This window comes from Micromonospora sp. NPDC093244 (genome assembly GCF_040683695.1).
In the GTDB taxonomy this organism is placed as follows: Bacteria; Actinomycetota; Actinomycetes; order Mycobacteriales; family Micromonosporaceae; genus Micromonospora.
Genome location: NZ_JBFBEO010000002.1, coordinates 1,752,214 through 1,768,115, shown reverse-complemented (window position 1 = coordinate 1,768,115; position 15,902 = coordinate 1,752,214). Strand labels below are relative to the sequence as shown.

General features: G+C 70.1%; 16 protein-coding genes and 3 tRNA genes. 7 read left to right on the top strand and 12 right to left on the bottom strand.

Annotation, left to right across the window (positions count from 1 at the left end; all coding sequences use genetic code 11):
- Positions 1-6 precede the first annotated feature (6 nt).
- Positions 7-585, bottom strand: a complete 579-nt coding sequence (locus tag AB0N27_RS18540; RefSeq protein WP_364370544.1) for a DUF3455 domain-containing protein — start codon at positions 583-585, stop codon at positions 7-9.
- A 415-nt stretch (positions 586-1,000) separates the two neighbouring features.
- Here AB0N27_RS18540 and AB0N27_RS18535 point away from each other — a divergent pair, with 415 nt between their 5' ends.
- Entirely contained in the window at positions 1,001-2,113 is a 1,113-nt protein-coding gene (locus AB0N27_RS18535) for a ricin-type beta-trefoil lectin domain protein (RefSeq protein ID WP_364370541.1), read from the top strand.
- Between the two features lie 43 nt (positions 2,114-2,156).
- On the opposite strand, the gene AB0N27_RS18530 is transcribed toward AB0N27_RS18535, so the two are convergent.
- Entirely contained in the window at positions 2,157-2,813 is a 657-nt protein-coding gene (locus AB0N27_RS18530) for a GyrI-like domain-containing protein (protein ID WP_364370538.1), read from the bottom strand.
- A 7-nt stretch (positions 2,814-2,820) separates the two neighbouring features.
- Complete coding sequence (locus AB0N27_RS18525) at positions 2,821-3,240, bottom strand: VOC family protein (protein WP_364370535.1); 420 nt, start codon at positions 3,238-3,240, stop codon at positions 2,821-2,823.
- A 160-nt stretch (positions 3,241-3,400) separates the two neighbouring features.
- On the opposite strand from AB0N27_RS18525, the gene AB0N27_RS18520 reads away from it, so the two are divergent.
- Complete coding sequence (locus AB0N27_RS18520) at positions 3,401-4,141, top strand: DUF1963 domain-containing protein (RefSeq protein WP_364370532.1); 741 nt, start codon at positions 3,401-3,403, stop codon at positions 4,139-4,141.
- Between the two features lie 201 nt (positions 4,142-4,342).
- On the opposite strand, the gene AB0N27_RS18515 is transcribed toward AB0N27_RS18520, so the two are convergent.
- From AB0N27_RS18515 to AB0N27_RS18505, 3 genes are all read right to left on the bottom strand, one after another.
- A complete protein-coding gene (locus tag AB0N27_RS18515; protein WP_364370529.1) occupies positions 4,343-4,837 on the bottom strand; it encodes a hypothetical protein in 495 nt (164 codons plus the stop codon).
- A 187-nt stretch (positions 4,838-5,024) separates the two neighbouring features.
- A tRNA-Arg gene (locus tag AB0N27_RS18510) sits at positions 5,025-5,097 on the bottom strand.
- Between the two features lie 35 nt (positions 5,098-5,132).
- Positions 5,133-5,223: transfer RNA gene (locus tag AB0N27_RS18505), tRNA-Ser, on the bottom strand.
- Positions 5,224-6,073: 850 nt separating this feature from the next.
- Between AB0N27_RS18505 and AB0N27_RS18500 the strand changes: the two genes are divergently transcribed.
- Positions 6,074-6,715, top strand: coding sequence for a hypothetical protein (locus AB0N27_RS18500; protein WP_364370526.1), 642 nt, complete (start codon positions 6,074-6,076; stop codon positions 6,713-6,715).
- Here the strand turns inward: AB0N27_RS18500 and AB0N27_RS18495 are convergent.
- Positions 6,676-7,446, bottom strand: coding sequence for a CPBP family intramembrane glutamic endopeptidase (locus AB0N27_RS18495; protein ID WP_357987744.1), 771 nt, complete (start codon positions 7,444-7,446; stop codon positions 6,676-6,678). The two genes, AB0N27_RS18500 and AB0N27_RS18495, sit on opposite strands and share 40 nt — an antisense overlap.
- Positions 7,447-7,592: 146 nt before the next feature.
- Between AB0N27_RS18495 and AB0N27_RS18490 the strand changes: the two genes are divergently transcribed.
- Complete coding sequence (locus AB0N27_RS18490) at positions 7,593-8,708, top strand: globin domain-containing protein (RefSeq protein ID WP_364370521.1); 1,116 nt, start codon at positions 7,593-7,595, stop codon at positions 8,706-8,708.
- A gap of 69 nt (positions 8,709-8,777) precedes the next feature.
- Here the strand turns inward: AB0N27_RS18490 and AB0N27_RS18485 are convergent, their stop codons facing one another.
- The gene (locus AB0N27_RS18485) at positions 8,778-10,307 is read right to left on the bottom strand and encodes a peptide deformylase (RefSeq protein WP_364370518.1); all 1,530 of its coding nucleotides are present in this window, start codon (positions 10,305-10,307) and stop codon (positions 8,778-8,780) included.
- A gap of 314 nt (positions 10,308-10,621) precedes the next feature.
- Between AB0N27_RS18485 and AB0N27_RS18480 the strand changes: the two genes are divergently transcribed.
- Positions 10,622-11,404, top strand: a complete 783-nt coding sequence (locus tag AB0N27_RS18480; protein ID WP_364370515.1) for an IucA/IucC family C-terminal-domain containing protein — start codon at positions 10,622-10,624, stop codon at positions 11,402-11,404.
- Between the two features lie 7 nt (positions 11,405-11,411).
- Here the strand turns inward: AB0N27_RS18480 and AB0N27_RS18475 are convergent, their stop codons facing one another.
- A complete protein-coding gene (locus AB0N27_RS18475; protein WP_364370512.1) occupies positions 11,412-13,247 on the bottom strand; it encodes a hypothetical protein in 1,836 nt (611 codons plus the stop codon).
- Between the two features lie 212 nt (positions 13,248-13,459).
- On the opposite strand from AB0N27_RS18475, the gene AB0N27_RS18470 reads away from it, so the two are divergent.
- A complete protein-coding gene (locus AB0N27_RS18470) occupies positions 13,460-14,170 on the top strand; it encodes a class I SAM-dependent methyltransferase (RefSeq protein ID WP_364370509.1) in 711 nt (236 codons plus the stop codon).
- A 63-nt stretch (positions 14,171-14,233) separates the two neighbouring features.
- Here AB0N27_RS18470 and AB0N27_RS18465 read toward each other — a convergent pair whose 3' ends face one another.
- A complete protein-coding gene (locus tag AB0N27_RS18465; RefSeq protein WP_357987758.1) occupies positions 14,234-14,776 on the bottom strand; it encodes a YbhB/YbcL family Raf kinase inhibitor-like protein in 543 nt (180 codons plus the stop codon).
- A 144-nt stretch (positions 14,777-14,920) separates the two neighbouring features.
- On the opposite strand from AB0N27_RS18465, the gene AB0N27_RS18460 reads away from it, so the two are divergent.
- A complete protein-coding gene (locus AB0N27_RS18460) occupies positions 14,921-15,070 on the top strand; it encodes a hypothetical protein (RefSeq protein WP_364370504.1) in 150 nt (49 codons plus the stop codon).
- A gap of 1 nt (position 15,071) precedes the next feature.
- Here the strand turns inward: AB0N27_RS18460 and AB0N27_RS18455 are convergent, their stop codons facing one another.
- Both AB0N27_RS18455 and AB0N27_RS18450 read right to left on the bottom strand, forming a co-directional pair.
- Entirely contained in the window at positions 15,072-15,728 is a 657-nt protein-coding gene (locus AB0N27_RS18455; protein WP_364370501.1) for an HAD family hydrolase, read from the bottom strand.
- A gap of 16 nt (positions 15,729-15,744) precedes the next feature.
- A tRNA-Ser gene (locus AB0N27_RS18450) sits at positions 15,745-15,831 on the bottom strand.
- Positions 15,832-15,902 lie beyond the last annotated feature (71 nt).

The following is a 15,902-nucleotide window of genomic DNA, read 5'->3' as shown; positions in this document are numbered from 1 at the left end:
AGGCGGTTACCGCTTCGCGGCCCAGAAGACGTACACCGCGCCGTACGGCACGGCCGCCGTCTCGCCGTCGGTGCAGGCGCCGGCCGGGGCGACACCTCCCGAGGTCAGCAGACGGCTGATGTACGCGACGTTGCCGAGCATGCCGGTGCCGCTGTGGCTGTCCACGGTCAGCAGCAGCTCGGGGATCGTTCCCGTACGCGGACTCTCGGCGGTCTTCTTCGCCGTGATCGACGAGTTGTCGCGCTGCGACTGCCAGCTCGGGCCCTTGAAGTGGTGGACCCGGCCGCCCGTGCCGACCAACTGGGCCTCCGGCACTGACGCACCTGTGAACACCCCGCCGGCGCACGTGTAGGTCTGCGTTCCGCGAGTGACGACGTACGCGCCGACGGGGCGCAAACCCGCCGGCGGCTTGATCGCCGAGGCGATGTGCGGGATGTCCACCCGGCGGGCGTCGGCGCCCACGGCGGCCGGCGCGGCCACCTCGGCGGCGGACGCCTGGTGGGTTGCGGCGCCGATCGCGGCCACGACGCCGGCCATGCCGATGGCCGCGAGCGCCCGAACCCGGGAGCGAGACGTGCTGAGCATGCGATTCCTCCGATTCAGGCAGGCGCACCTGCGCCCACGTGAGCCTTTACGGACCGGGATCGCACAACGATCAATGAGCCGCCGAATCTGATCGATCGTTCATCTGATGCGGATGCCAGGAATCGATCAACCGGCGGAGTTCGACAATTCCGACGGCGTCGAAAGTCAGTGACGAGGACCACCGCCCGTCAGGATCGGCCGATCGATCACCGCGCCACCAGCATCGGGGGTCGGTCGAGGTAGACCAGATCAGCCCAAGGAATCTACACTCATCTGTGTTAACGCTCACACTCGTCCCAGTGCTGAGGCAGTACCACCGCGCCGACCTGTAGATCGGCGCGTGCCGGGCGATGCCCGGCGGCCTACACAACGGCCCTTGCCCTCGGCCAGCTCGACCAACCCAAGGGGAGAAAGCATGCGAACGAGGGCACGATGGCTCGTGGCACTCGCCGCGCTCGGTGTAGTGGTCGCAGGTGTGGTGACACCTACCGGCCCGGCCAGCGCGGAGTCCAACGGCGGGGTACGCGTGATGCCGCTCGGCGACTCCATCACCGAGGGCACCCAGGTGCCCGGCGGATACCGCATCGGGCTCTGGCAGCGCCTCGTCGCCGGGCGATACACAGTGGACTTCGTCGGATCGCAGTTCAACGGGCCGGCGAGCCTGGGCGACCACGACCACCAGGGGCATCCCGGCTGGCGCATCGACCAGATCGACGCGAACATCGTTGGCTGGCTGAACACCCAGCGTCCGCAAACCGTCCTGCTGCACATCGGCACCAACGACATCCTGCAGAACTACAACGTGAGCAGCGCACCGAACCGGCTGTCCACGCTTATCGACCGCATCACCACCACCGCGCCCACCGCCGAGGTGTTCGTGGCGCAGCTCATCCCGCTCGCCAACAGCAACCAGGAGAACGCCGTCCGCACCTTCAACGCGGCGATCCCCGGCATCGTGCAGAGCAAGGTCAACGCCGGCAAGCGGGTACACCTGGTCGACATGCACAGCGCTCTCACCACCGCCGACCTGATCGACGGCGTCCACCCCACCGCCACCGGCTACGACAAGATGGCCGCCCGCTGGTACAGCGCCCTGCAGTCGGTGCCCGGCAGCATCGGCAACCCCAGCAGCGGAGGCGGACAGACCACCGCGATCGTGGGCGCGCTGTCCGGTCGCTGTGTCGACGTCCCCGGCTCCTCCACCACCAACAGCACGCAGGTGCAGTTGTGGGACTGCCACGGCGGCACGAACCAGCAGTGGACCTACACGTCCGCCAAGACACTTACCGTGTACGGCAACAAGTGCCTCGACGCCGCCGGCTACGGCACCTCGCCGGGTACCCAGGTCACCATCTACGACTGCCACGGCGGGACGAACCAGCAGTGGAACGTCAACGCGAACGGCACCATCACCGGAGTGCAGTCCGGCCTCTGCCTGGACCCCGTCAACCAGGGCACCGGCAACGGCACGAAACTCGTCCTCTGGACCTGCACCGGTCAGACGAACCAGCAGTGGAGCCGCCGGTAAGGCGCGGGACCGAACGGACACCACCGCCGCCGCCGCGCACGCGCTAGCTACCTGAAGCGTCGTGCGGGGCGGCGGGGGTGACCGGCTGCCGGAGGATGGTGCGCTGCCTGTCCGGTGCGACCCTGCGGAAGTCGCTGAGGTAGATCTCGTGGTGTTTTCCGGCCATCCGGAGCCGGTTGGCCGGGATGTACTGGTGATGCAGTTCTGCGAGTACGTCGGCCTCGTCGTCGAAGGAACCGACGTGCAGCGTCTGCACGCACCGTCCCTCGGACAGCGCTCCGAGACGGACGTCGTCGATACGCGCAGGTCGGCCCTTGGCGCCGGCCTCGCGGATGGCGGTGGCGACCATCGACTGGTCGATCCAGTCGGGGACCATGAGCATCAACGTCCAGTGCCACCGCGCCTTGTGCCGTTCCGTGGTGAAGGACGCCATGTCCTCGGCCCACCACAGACCCTCCAGGGGCGGGACGACGTAGTCGCGTCCGAGGTCGCGCTTGCTGGCGAACTTCAGCCGGTACGCCGCCGGGTAGAGCGCCTCGATCGCCTCGGTGAAGGCCTGCGAGGTATTCGGGTCACCATGGCCGTCGACCATGAGGTACCGCATGTCGGGGACGTCGACCATCCGGAACCGGCCCCGCCGCGCCCGGTAGGCGTCAAGCGTCCTCTTGAAGTCGATCTTGCCAGCGGGCCTGTCGGTCATGGATCACTCAGCCGGCCAGGCCGTTGTCGGCGAGCCACTGCGGGTCCGGTGCCACCATCTGCAGGACCTCCACCAGCAGCCCGTCGGGACCGGCGACCTGGAAACGGCGCTGCCCCCACGGCTCGGTCACGAGCGGCAGGGCCACCTCCAACCCGGCAGAGCGCAGGCGTTCGAACTCCGCGTCGACGTCCTCGACAAGGAACGCCAGCAGGGTGCCGACCACAGCCCTGCCCCGGGTCGCCGCCGGCCACGATTCGTGGTCGCGCTGCACGAAGTCCAGGCTGACCTCCGGATGATCAGGGTGTTGGGTGCTCACGTACCAGCCCAGATCGATCAATGCCTTGAACCCGAAGTGCTCGGCGAACCATCCGGCGCTGTCGGCCGGGTGCTTCGCCGCGACGGCCATCCCCAGCAACGAGAACTGCATACGTGCCCCTCCCCTGGTCCACTGACGATTCGAGCACCACGGTAGACATCGCCGACGGCACGGTCGATGGAAACCGTCGGGTGAGGGTCGCGATGGATGACTTGTGCGGCCGTCCCGTCCGCTGTGGATCCTGTCGGTCCTCCCGTGCACAATGCCCACTGTGGATCTTCGTGATGAGTTTCGTGAGGCCGCCCGCAAACGTGACGTGCCGGAGGACGCCATCGAGTGGTGGCTCCAGCTCGCCCGCCCTGTCCTGGAGTTGAACACCCGGTGCGAGGGTCCGGTGGTCGGCTACTTCGGCGGCAAGCCGGCCCTGCCCGAAGGGGTAGAGTGGCCGGCGCGCATGACGTACCTCGCCAGCCTCGACCTCTCCGCGATCCCGGCCGGATCGCACGACATCAACCTGCCCTCCGACGGGCACCTGCTGTTCTTCTCCGAGCCGGACATCACGCCCGAGGCGGAAGTCATTTACGTGCCGGCGGGCACGCCCGTCACCGAACGGGAGCTTGAGGAGGACTCGTACCGCAAGGAGTGCGAGAGGTTCCCGCTTTACGGCTTACGTGGATGGGACCTCCCGTTCAACCGCGAGGACAGCGCGATCGACATCGGCGAGAGTCGGTACGACGAGGAGGTCTTCAGCGACATCAAGTGGTATCTGACGGGTGACAACGACACCCTGTGCACCATCGGCGGCTACGCCGATCGCGCCACAGGTGGAGGTGAGCACGGCCTGGAGTCACCCGAGGAGGAGACGCTCCTGGGCTACCTGTTCGTGGACGAGCGCCTCGGGGGCGAGGGCTTCTGCCGCGACGGCACGATGGTGGGCTGGATTCTGGACAACGAGGATCTGGCGGGGCGCAGGTTCGACAGGGCCAGGACGGTGTCCGACTTCAACGGCTGACGGCGTACGGCTCAGCGCCTTCCGCCCTGGCGCGGTGCGGACGGACCGCCGGGTCCGGTGGAGCAACCGGGTGGGTGCGGAAAACCGCACCCACCCGGTTGCGGTAGGCCCACTGAGGTCGGTGGTCGACCTCATGATTCACGCCACCGCGACTCCTCGCATACCTGCAGCCGCGCTGCGCCTCCTCAAAACAGGCAGGGGCTAGAGTTTGATCTTCACTCCCGCCGCTTGGCAGGCCTTCTCCAGGATGGTGTTGGCCTCCTCGAAAGCCGGCTTGGCCGCCTCTACTGCCGGGTCAGCGGATTGCGCGATCTTCTGGGAATCGGCGGCCACCTTCTGCATCGCCTTGGCCACCTCAGAGTCGCTACCGTCGGACGCCGAGCGCAGCGCCTCGGCGAACTCTTTGAGGCCTTGCTGAATATCGGAGGCGGAAGGACCCTCGCCGCCGCCCTGCATGGCTTGGACCATCTGCCCGGTCAAGACGGTGTCAGCCCGATCCACCGCCTCGCAGAGTTCCTTGTCGGTGCCGGCCGCCGCGCCTGCCTTCTTGTCCGCCTGCGATACCGCGGGCGTCGGCGCAGCGGGAGGGGCCTGCCAGACGGCATCGCCCGACCCTGTGTCGCCACCCCCGCACGCCGTGCTCCCCATCGCTAGAACACCGACAAGAACGGCAGACATCACTCTGGCATGAGACATGGCGCGTAACACTACTCAAGCGTCATGACTTGGTCACCACCCGCCGGTTGGGGCAGCGGGCACGTCCGCTCGTCACGGGTCCGCGGCCGAATGACGGCGGCCCTGGATCGGCTGGGAATCAGAGCCGGACAGGAGAAAGATCAAGGCCGCGACCTACGTTTCCGTAGGTCGCGGCCTTGATTACTTGTGCGCCCGAAGGGACTCGAACCCCTAACCTTCTGATCCGTAGTCAGATGCTCTATCCATTGAGCTACGGGCGCTCGTGCTCAGCCAGTGTACACACCCGGCTTTCGCGCGGAGACTCCGGGATTCGAACCCGGGAGGGGCTTTAAGACCCCAACCGCATTAGCAGTGCGGCGCCATAGACCAGACTAGGCGAAGTCTCCCTGGTGGCCCGCAGACCACCGCGCCCGAGGATACAGGTCGCCACCCACCGGGGGCAAAACGACTTCCGGGGTACGCCGACCGGGGTGGCACGCCGCTGGGTTTCGCGGCTGTGCGGGGACGTGATCGGGACTACGCTCCATCGATATGCAGGAGCAGCCGCCCAGCGAGCCGACCCGTCGAGAGCCTGCTGAGCGGGCGCGTCGGCGCTCGGCACGGGCCACGTTCACGCCGCCGACTGCGGCCGAGCCGCCCACCGACGAGGCGTCCCCGCCAGCGGTTCCGGCGAGCCCGCGTCCGCGCCGGGCCAAGGCGGCACCGGCCGTGCTGTTCCAGCCACCGGAGCCGGACCGCGTCCTACCCCGACAGCCGGACAGCACGCCAGCCGACACCGACGCGGAGGGCCCGGCACCCACCGGCGCGAAGGCGGAACCGGCGGCCCGGCCAGCGAAGGCACGGGCTCCCCGGGCCCGGAAAGCCACCACGGAGGCGGTGGCCCTCACGGCACCGACACCACAGCCGCCGCCCACGGATGCGACGCCGCTCACACCGGAGCCGGTCCCGAGCCCGCGCAAGCGCGCCGCAACCCCGCGCAAAGCCACCACGCCCGAAGCCACCCCTCCCGAGGCCACCCCTCCCGAGGCCGCCCGGCCCAAGGCCACCCCGCGCAAAGCCACCACCCCGCGCAAAGCAACCACGCGCAAAGCCACGGCACCCGGAGCCATCGCATCCGTAGCCACCACGCCGAAGACGCGGACCCCGCAACCCGCACCGGAGCCCGGCCCAGAATCGGCGTCACCAGCCACCCGCGGGACTCTTGTGCCGCGTACCCCGGAATCTGACCTGCGCGCGGTGACCGCGCGCGTGCTCGACCACCCGGGCTTCGCTCCGGAACTGCTGGCGTTGTCGGCGGTGGAGGCGCTCGGCCCCGGCGCGGCCGACTGGGCCGAGCGGCTGCGTGCCCGCTACCCGGACGCCTCGGCGGACGGCCTGGCCCGGCTCGCGACCCGGCGGTTCGTGCGGTCGGCGGGCGCCGGAGGGGCGGCGGCGGCGCTCGCCGGGTTCTTCGCACCGCTGGCCGAGCTGGCCTCGGTGCTCTGGACCCACTCGAACCTGGTGCTGCACCTGGCGGCGGCGTACGGCAGGGACCCGGCGCATGCCGACCGGGCCGTCGACCTGCTGGTGCTCACCCAGGTGCACCCGGATCCGGAGAGCGCGCGTGCCGCCTTGGACGCCGCCCGGGCGGCCGACGACCCGGTCGAGGGGGCGTGGCCGAGGGCGGCGGAGGCCGCGTGGCGACTGGCGGCGCCCCTCACGGCGCAGGCTGGCGGCTGGGTGGCGTTGCGGCTGGCGGCCCGGTTGCTGCCGGGCGCGGCGGTGCTCGCGGCGGCTCTCGGCGACGCGGCGGCGGCGGACCGTCTCGCGGCCCGGGCGGTGGCCGCCTACCGGCCGCGTCAGAGCCAGTCGAACCACTCGCGGGGCAGCAGCGCGTAGCCGACGAAGGCCACCACGTCGAGCAGGGTGTGGGCGATGACCAGCGGCATCACCCGCCGGGTACGCAGGTAGAAGAGGCTGAAGACCACGCCCATCACGGCGTTGCCGACGAACGCGCCAAAGCCCTGGTACAGGTGGTACGAGCCGCGGAGCAGCGCGCTGGCCGCGACGATCGTGACCAGCCGCCAGTGCAGCTGACGCAGGCGGGTGACCAGGTAGCCGACCACGATCACCTCCTCCAGCACGGCGTTCTGCACGGCGGCGAGGATCAGCACCGGCACCGCCCACCAGACCTGCGGCAGCGCGGCCGGCACCAGCGTCGCGTTGAGGCCGAGCTGGGCCGCGACGAAGAACAGCGCCAACCCGGGCAGGCCGATGAGCGCGGCGAGGCCGGCGCCGCGGGCCAGGTCCTGGCCGGGCCGCCGGGCGTCCAGGCCGAGGGTCCGCGCCGGGTCGCCGGGGTCACGGCTGAGCAGGTGTACGGCGAGCAGCACCGGCAGTAGCGCGAACACGATGCCCAGGAGCTGGTACGTCAGGTCCAGCCAGGGGCGGGCCGACGCCGACGTGTTCAACGAGGCGGTCTGCCTGGAGAGCGGTCCCTCGGCGGTCAGCTTCGCGATGATCGAGACCACCGCGTAGACCGCGGACTGGCCGAGGGACAGGCCGAGGACCAGCAGCGTCTCGGTCCCCAGCAGCCGGCGGGACACCGGGCGGGTCAGCTCAACGGTCACCGCACCACTCTGCCCGACGGGGTGCCCCGCTGGCAGGGCCGACCGGCCGGCGTGAACCGATCGCACATTCTGTGCGACCGGTCGGCACTCTCCGTGGACATTCTGTGGGCGCCCGATCCGCTGCCGTCTGGAGAAGGAGCACCCCCGTGGATGACGTCGCGCGGCTGCTGAAGGAGAGCTGGACCCTGGTCGAGGAGGACCGGGACCGGCTGAGCGGGCACTTCTACGCCCGCCTGTTCCTGCTCGACCCCGCCCTGCGTCAGCTCTTTCCGGTGCAGATGTCGGGCCAGGGCGACCGCCTGCTGGAATCGATCATCACGGCCATCCACACCGTGGACGACCCGGAGAGCTTCGACGAGTTCCTCCGGGCGCTGGGCCGTGACCACCGCAAGTACCACGTCGACGACAGGCACTACGCGACGATGGGCGTCGCGCTGCTGGACGCGCTGCGCAGCACCGCCGGCGACGGCTGGAACCTCGAGTACGACCAGGCGTGGCGGGACGCGTACGCGGCGATCTCGGCGAAGATGGTGGCCGGTGCGGCGGCGGACGACAACCCGCCGTTCTGGCACGCCGAGGTGCTGACCCACGAGCGGTACGGCCCGGACACGGCCGTGCTGACCTGCCGGGCGTTGCAGCATCCGCTGCGTTGGCAGGCCGGCCAGTACGTGAGCGTCGAGGTGCCGCGGCACCACCCCCGGGTGTGGCGGACGTACTCGGTGGCGAACGCCCCGAACGACGACAACGTCCTGGAGTTCCACGTGCGGACGCCGGGCGCGGGCTGGGTGTCAGGTGCGCTGGTCCGCCGGGTACAGCCGGGTGACCTGCTGCGGCTCGCCGCGCCGATGGGGTCGATGACGCTGGACCGGTCGTCGGAACGGGACATTCTCTGCGTGGCCGGCGGGGTGGGGCTCGCGCCGATCAAGGCGCTGGTGGAGGAGTTGGCCACCTACAACCGCACCAGGTGGGTGCACGTCTTCTACGGCGCCCGGCAGGCGGCGGACCTGTACGGCCTGGCCGGGTTGCAGGAGCTGGTGGCCGTACACCCGTGGTTGTCGGTGACGGCGGCGTGCAGCGAGGACCCGGACTTCGACGGCGAGGTGGGTGACATCCCCGACGTGGTGGCCCGGTACGGCCCGTGGACCACCCACGACTGCTATGTCTCCGGCTCGGCCCGGATGGTCCGCGCCACGCTGCGGGTGCTGGCCGCGGACGACGTGCCGCCGCCGCACATCCGCTACGACACCTTCGGCGACCTCTGAACGTTCCTCCCCCCACACCGGGGCGCGTGCCCCTGCCCCCTGGGGCGCGCGCCCCGGTCCCCTCGTCTGTCAGTACCGCCAGGGCCGCCCGGTCTCCCGGTATTCCTCGACCGGCACGAGCGGCACGCCTGGTGCCATCCGGTCGACGTAGAGCCGGCCCTCCAGGTGGTCGATCTCGTGCGCCACGAGCCGGGCCATGCCGAACTCGAACGAGGTGATGATCCGGCTGCCGTCCCACTGGGCGTGTTCCACGTCCAGGCGCAGTGGTCGGGGCACCAGACCCCTGTGGTCGAAGAAGGAGAGGCAGCCCTCGTACTGCTCGTCGGTGTCCGGGTCGGCGTCGACGACACGGGGGTTGAGCAGTATCACCGGCTCGGCTGAGCGGTCCGGAGGTCGCACCGCGGCCACCGCGCGGCCGACGCCGAGCTGCTGGGCGGCGACACCCACCCCCTTGCTGAACGGGTGCAGTTCGTCGAGCCGGGCCAGGACTGCGGTGAGCCGGTCCACGATGTCGCGGGCGGCCTGCTCCTCGGCGGGCAGGTCGAACGGGCGGGCCCGTTGGCGGAGCAGGTCGGCGCCGCGCTGGACGATGCCGATGCCGCGCATCCGGTCGCTGGGCCGGACCCGTACGCCTGCGGTGTCGACGTCCGGCTCGGCGTCGGGGCGGGCGCGGAAACGCCACTGCATCCGGTAGCGCGCGTTGAGCGGAGGCTCGTCGGTCTGCCAGTCGAAGATCGCCCGGTCGCCGTCGTCGTGTCGCTGCGGCGCGGTACGCAGCGGCCCCTCCTCCGCCGAGAGCGAGGTCTCCACGCCCCAGACCTGCGGGTCGAACGCCGCCGGCAGGTCCAGGCGTACGGCGAGGTGCCGGGTGGGCAGCCGGACGGCCCGCTGGAACCAGGGGCCCCACTTCTCCTGCCCGACGCTGTACGCGTACTCGATGGTGGCCCGGTCGCCCGGGTAGAGCGGGAAGCGCCGGTCACCGTTCTCGAAGAGCAGCCAGATCTCCTTGAACGCGTCCCTGTCGTGTTTGGCCCGCCAGTGCATCGGTTCCGGGTCACCGCCGCCGTCGTCGCGCCGGGCCTGTAGTTGCAGCTCGGCGAAGGTGAGGGGGTGTTCCCGGTGGTGCCGGTTGGAGCGGCCGGGGTCGTTCGGGTACCTGTCGACGGCGACCCGGACGAGGTAGCGGGTGACCGGTTCGGTGCCTGCGTTGTACAGCTCGCGGCGGATGACGCACCGGTAGCTGTCGACCGTGTGCGTGAGGGTGGCCGTTTCCCGCTCCACGACGAGGCCGGTGCCGGGTGGCAGCCACTGGCCGGGCAGGTGCGACTCGCGCGGCGGTTGGCCGGTGCGGGCGTGCCTGACGTCGTCGTACTCCCGGAAGCGCTGCCAGATCGCGCCGCCGGCCTCCAGGACCGCCTCGGCGCGGCGGGCGAAGTCCTCGGTGGGGCGGTGCCGGCGCCCTTCGACGTGGCTCACGTACGACGGGTCGAACCCCATCAGGATCGCCAGTTGCTTCTTGGACAGCCCTCGCCCGGTCCGCTGTCGGGCAAGTTCGGCCGCGAAGGAGTCGGCAGCCCGATCGAGGGGTGAGATCGTCATCGGCTTCCTCGTGGCCGGGAGTATCAGTTTCACGTTCCGTGGCGAAGCGCACACGCAACTGGCACTTTGTCGACACACTGCTTGACAATTCACCGAGGTACGTCGATCCTCTTGGCGTTTTTCGGGGCCGATGAGGGGTAGTACGCGGTGGCGGCAGGTCAGGAACGTGGCCCGCGCCTCCCGATCCGACCGAGGTGAGGCTTCCCTTAGACCGGCGGGCATGGTTAGGCTAGCCTTAGTCAGGACGGCAGTTGTCGTCCGCCGGGGCACTCCCTCGGCCACTCGGACGGGGGACGACTCAGGTGACAGCGGTGATGCCGAGGCGGGACGTGGTCTCCACGCCGCTCGCTCCCGTCACCGCGGCCCTGCGCTCGATGTTCGGTACCGACGACCTGCCCGGGCTGGCCCGTGGCCTGCTGGTCGACGACGAGTTCGGCTGGGCGCCCGCCACCACCCTGATCGACGGCACCCGGCTGCCGGAGCTGCTGCGCGCCGCCGCCGTCCGCTGGGGCGGCACCCCGCACGCCTGTGCGGCGCTGGCCTGGAAGTCGTACAGCTACTGGACGGCGCTCCCGGTCGTCCTCGGCTGGGCCTCGGCCCGCCGGGTCCCCCTGCTCGACCCGGCCGACGTGCTGATCCACTTCGAGGACCACAGGCCGTTGCTCACCCTGGGTCTGCGCCGCGGCACCACAGTCGCGGTGCTGCCGAGCGACCCGCTGGCGCTCGCCGGCCTGCCCGAGGTCCGCGTCGTCGCCGACGAGGCCGAGTTGCTGGCCGTGTTGCGGGCCTCCCTGCTCGACGCCCACCTGGCCCCGCTGATCACGGCGATCCAGGCGGAGGTCCGGATCGGCACCCGGACGCTTCTCGGATCGGTGGCCTCCGGCATCGCGCACGGCATCCTGCGCGCGGCGGACGGGCTGCCCGGCTCGACGGTGCAGAGCATCGACACGCTGCTCGGCGCACTGGACCTGGCCGACCTGGTCGAGCTGGTGCCGGGGCCGACGGGCGAGCCGAGCGTGCAGCGACGCACCTGCTGCCTGGCGTTCACGCTGCCCAGCCCGAAGGTGTGCCAGGGCTGCTGCGTCCGCCAGGGCTGACCGTCGGTCAGTCGGTAAACGACCGCACGTCCCACACCCACACGCCGCCGGTGAAGACCGGCTGGATCCCGGTCAGCTCGGTCATCCCCCGACGCAGCGCCTCCTCGTGTTCGTGCGGCCCGAGGATGACCACCCCGGCCCGCCAGTAGCGCAGGTCGTCGACGGCCTTGACCCTGCTCTGCGGGGTGATCGGTGGCACCGCGCCGGTGCGCCTGATGGTGGCGAAGAAGCTGCTTGTGGGGCGCGGCGGCGCACCGAACAACGCGACCTTCGGCGGCTCCGCGTTCGGTCGGGTGTCCGGGCCCAGGAAGTAGCCACGGGCCAACGGCATGTCCTGCCGGGTCGCCGCTGACCAGCGCAGCGGCTCTGCGTAGTTGGTGTCCGGCAGCGGCAGGGTCACCACGCTGCGTCCACCCGCCACGTACGGCCGCCACGCCCCACTCGTCACGAAGCCCGGGACCGGGTCCAGGCCCACCACTGGCAGCGGGGTGGGCAGGATCGGCAGCAGCGCCATCGTGAGCACCGTGGCGGTGGCGAAGCGGATCTGCGGCCGGGCCGCCGGATGTGCGCGGGCCAGTTCGCGGGCACATTCGGCGCCGTACGCGAGCAGCACGCCGACGATCGGTGTGATCGCCAACGCCCACCGGGTCGGCACCACCGAGTGCAGGATCGGCAGGTTCTCCAGCACGGCCCAGGGAGCCGGCACTCCGGTGCCCCGACCGTCGAAGCGGACCTCCCGGCCCAGGGACAGCACAGTGAAGAGCAGCCCGAGCGCGCCCAGCGCGAGCACCACGATCGAGCGGCGCATCCACCAGACCAGGGCGATCACCAGCACCACCAGCGCCCAGCCGAAGAAGCTGTTCTCCTCGGTGGGGTTCTTGGCCAGGCCCGCCGCCGTACGCGGGCTGCCGGCGAGGGACTCCCGGGAGTACGCGACGAACGAGGCGAGGTCGCTGGAGTAGCCGCGGATAAGGCGGGACAACCCGGAGTACGCGCCCGGGCCGAAGAACTGCACGTACAGCGGGTACGCCAGCAGCACGCCCGCGACCACGGCGGCGACGGCCAGGCCGGCGAGGAACGGCCGGGCCCGGGACCGCAGGGCCGGTCGACCGAGGGCGAGGACGCCGACGACCACGCCGATACCGATCGCGGTCATCAGCAGGATCTCCAGGTTGATGAACGCCTGCCAGACGATCACCAGCGCGAGCAGGACGCCGTTGCGGAGCCAGCGGCCCGGCTCGCCGAGACGCAGCGTGCGCCAAATGATCAAGGGGACGACGAACTGGGACACGATGTTCGGGTGCCCGTTGGCGTGCGACACCATGGCCGGCGCGAACGCGCAGAAGCCGGCACCCAGCCAGGCCGGCCCTCGGGCGCCGATCACGACTCTGGACAGCAGGAAGTACCAGGCGGTGGCGGTGGCAATCATTCCGACTGTGAGAAAGGCCAGGAAACTCGCTCGCGGCCCGAGCAGCAGGGTGACAGGCGTCATTGGCAATGAAATGGATAATACGGACGTATTCGCCATCAGGTTCACGCCGTCCGGCACGTTCATCCGGTCCGAATGGAACGGATAAGCGAAATGCGTCACGACCCGTGCACCGTGCGCCATCATCCATTCGAACTGCGACTGGTCGGAGCGGTTGTCCCGCACCCCGCTGCCCGGGTCCAACCAGAGCCGCCCGGTCACCCAGAAGCCCAGCGCCACGAAGCTCAGCACCGCGAGCACGTCGGTCCGCTTCCCCTTGCGGCGCAACGAGGTGTCGCCGTCGCCGGGCGCGACCGACTCCCCACCGGGCACGGCCGGGCCGTTGCCGGGCGCGTCCGGTTCAGGAGTAGTCATGACAATTCGTAGGGTAGCCAGCGTATGGCTCTGCCGTGACATGTTTCGGGGTACTGCCGTACTATGTGCCGGGTTCGCCGACCGCCGATCACGTGCCCACCCCCCGACCACAATTCGGCTACCCCGATGCCCCGATTCTTCTGCCGTCCCAGTGGATGATTCACTCTGTCGGTCCAGGCACGGGTCGAGTTCATATCGTGAGGAATCGACGCATGGCAGAAATCACTGGGGATCAGCGCGTCCAGTCCGAGGTGCTGGAGGGCCTGGCGACAGCTGTCAACCACCGCCGCTGGTTCGTCGAGCTGGCGGTTCCGTACCTCGGCGACGACCCGATCGAGATCGGCAGCGGTCTCGGTGACTACGCGCTGGAATGGTCACAGCGGCTGCCCCGGTTCACCGCCACGGAGGCCGACCCGGACCGGCTGGTGCAGCTCAAGGAGCGCCTCGCCGACCAGCCGAGCATCGACGTCCGGCAGATGCTGCTGCCGCACGACGCCCGGGGCACCTACAGCGCCGCGGTCTCGTACAACGTGCTGGAGCACATCGAGGACCACGTGGGCGCGCTGCGCAGCATGCGCGACCTGGTCCGCCCCGGCGGCGCCGTGATCATCATCGTGCCGGCGTTCCAGTTCGCGATGAGCCCTGCCGACATCGCCACCGGCCACGTCCGCAGGTACACGAAGAAGACCCTCCAGGCGGCGATGACCGAGGCCGGCCTGACGGTGGAGAAGATCCACTACGCGAACGCCCTGGGCCTGATCGGCTACTTCATGGCCACCAAGGTCTTCCGGCTGATGCCGAAGGAGGGCCCGATGGTCAAGGTGTACGACACAGTCGTCCTGCCCGCCACCAAGGCAGCCGAGCAGGTCGTCCGCCCCCCGTTCGGCCAGTCCGTCTTCGCCGTGGCCCGAGTCCCCGCCTAGCTCCCATCCCCGCGATCTTGCACTCGCCTTCATCGAAGGAGGTGCAAGATCGCGGGGTACCTGTCACTCCTTGATCTGGTACGTCGGGCGGATGACCGCTCTCGCCAGGGTGTGGAAGGTCAGGTTGAAGCCGACGTAGGCGGGGCTCGCGTCGGGGGTCAGGTCCAGGCGGTCCACGTCCAGGGCGTGCACCGCGAAGACGTACCGGTGCGGGCGGTCACCGGGCGGCGGCGCCGCGCCGCCGTACCCCTGCTCGCCGTAGTCGTTGCGGACCGAGAAGGCCCCACCGAGGTCGGTGCCGGCCGCGCCGCCCGCGCCGCTCGGCAGTTGGGTGACGTCCACCGGCACGTTCACCAGCACCCAGTGCCAGAAGCCGCTGCCGGTCGGCGCGTCGGGGTCGTAGCAGGTGACAGTGAAGCTCCTGGTCTCGGCGGGGAAGTCCGACCAGGTCAACTGCGGGGAGACGTTCTCACCACCGGTGCTGCCGTGCGCGTGCCGGGCGTCCATCGGCTCGCCGTTCTGCACGTCGTCGCTGGTCAGCGTGAACGAGGGCACCGTCGGCAGCAGCTCGTACGGGTCCGGGGCGATCGGTCGTTCCAGGGTCATCGGTACTCGTTCCTTCCGGTGTGCGGAGATGCCAGCCCCTTCATACCCGCTTCACGACAGATGAGAGACCGAAAGTTCCGGGTGTCCGGAGTCACGCGGGAGCGCTATCGTTGTCACCCTGCAACGTTCCACGGGGGGAATTCTTTGGCACGGGTCTGGCGGGATTTCCTGGTCGCCGTCTTCAGCGCGCTGCGAAAGCCCGACGAGCAGGCGCTCGCCGAGGAACGCCGGCGCGCGGTCGAACGCCTGGCCGACAAGACGATCCGCGAGAACCGGCGGGACGAGACGGACTGAGCTAACCCCCGGCCGCGTTGTGCGTCGCGACCAGGCCCGGCAGCTCGTCGAGCGAGCCGATGCGGAACAGGCACCGCTGCGACACGTCCGGCATGTCGAGGATGTGGCCCCACGGACCACGCCGGATCAGGCACGCCTTCATGCCGGCCTCCATGGCCGGGCGCGCGTCGTTGTCGGGCCGGTCGCCGACGTACAGGATCGACGACGCGTCGCCACCGCCCTCGCGGACGACCCGCTCGAAGAAGGCAGGTGCCGGCTTCGCCACGCCCCAGCCGTCCGACGTCCCGATCATGTCCACAGAGAGGTCGAGGTCGCGCAGGATGCCCTCGGCACGGGCCGGCTGGTTGCCGGCCAGGCCGACGAACAGACCCTGGTCCTTCAGGGCCGTCAGGCATGCCCGCGCGTCCGGGTAGAGATCCTCCTCGGCGAACAACTCCGGCTGGCCGGCGGCCGCCCGGCGCTCAAGCTCCGCCGGGAGGTCGAAGTCGGGCCGGAAGGCCCGGAACGTCTCCCGATAGTCCAGGCCACGGGCGATCACGGCACCGAAGACCGCCGAGAACGTGTGCCGTGGGACTCCGAGCCAGTCCGCCCAGGTGGCGAACTCGCGGGACTCGTCCAGGATCGTCCCGCCGACATCGAAGAGCACCGCTTTGATCATGCGCGGATCATAGGTGCGGAGGGTGTGGGATTCGAACCCACGAAGACATCGCTGCCTTACCGGTTTTCAAGACCAGCGCCATCGGCCACTAGGCGAACCCTCCCGGGCCGCCACCCGTAGGTGTACGACCACGCATAGTCTGCCACGGCTCGCTCCAGGCGGCCCGGCGTCCCT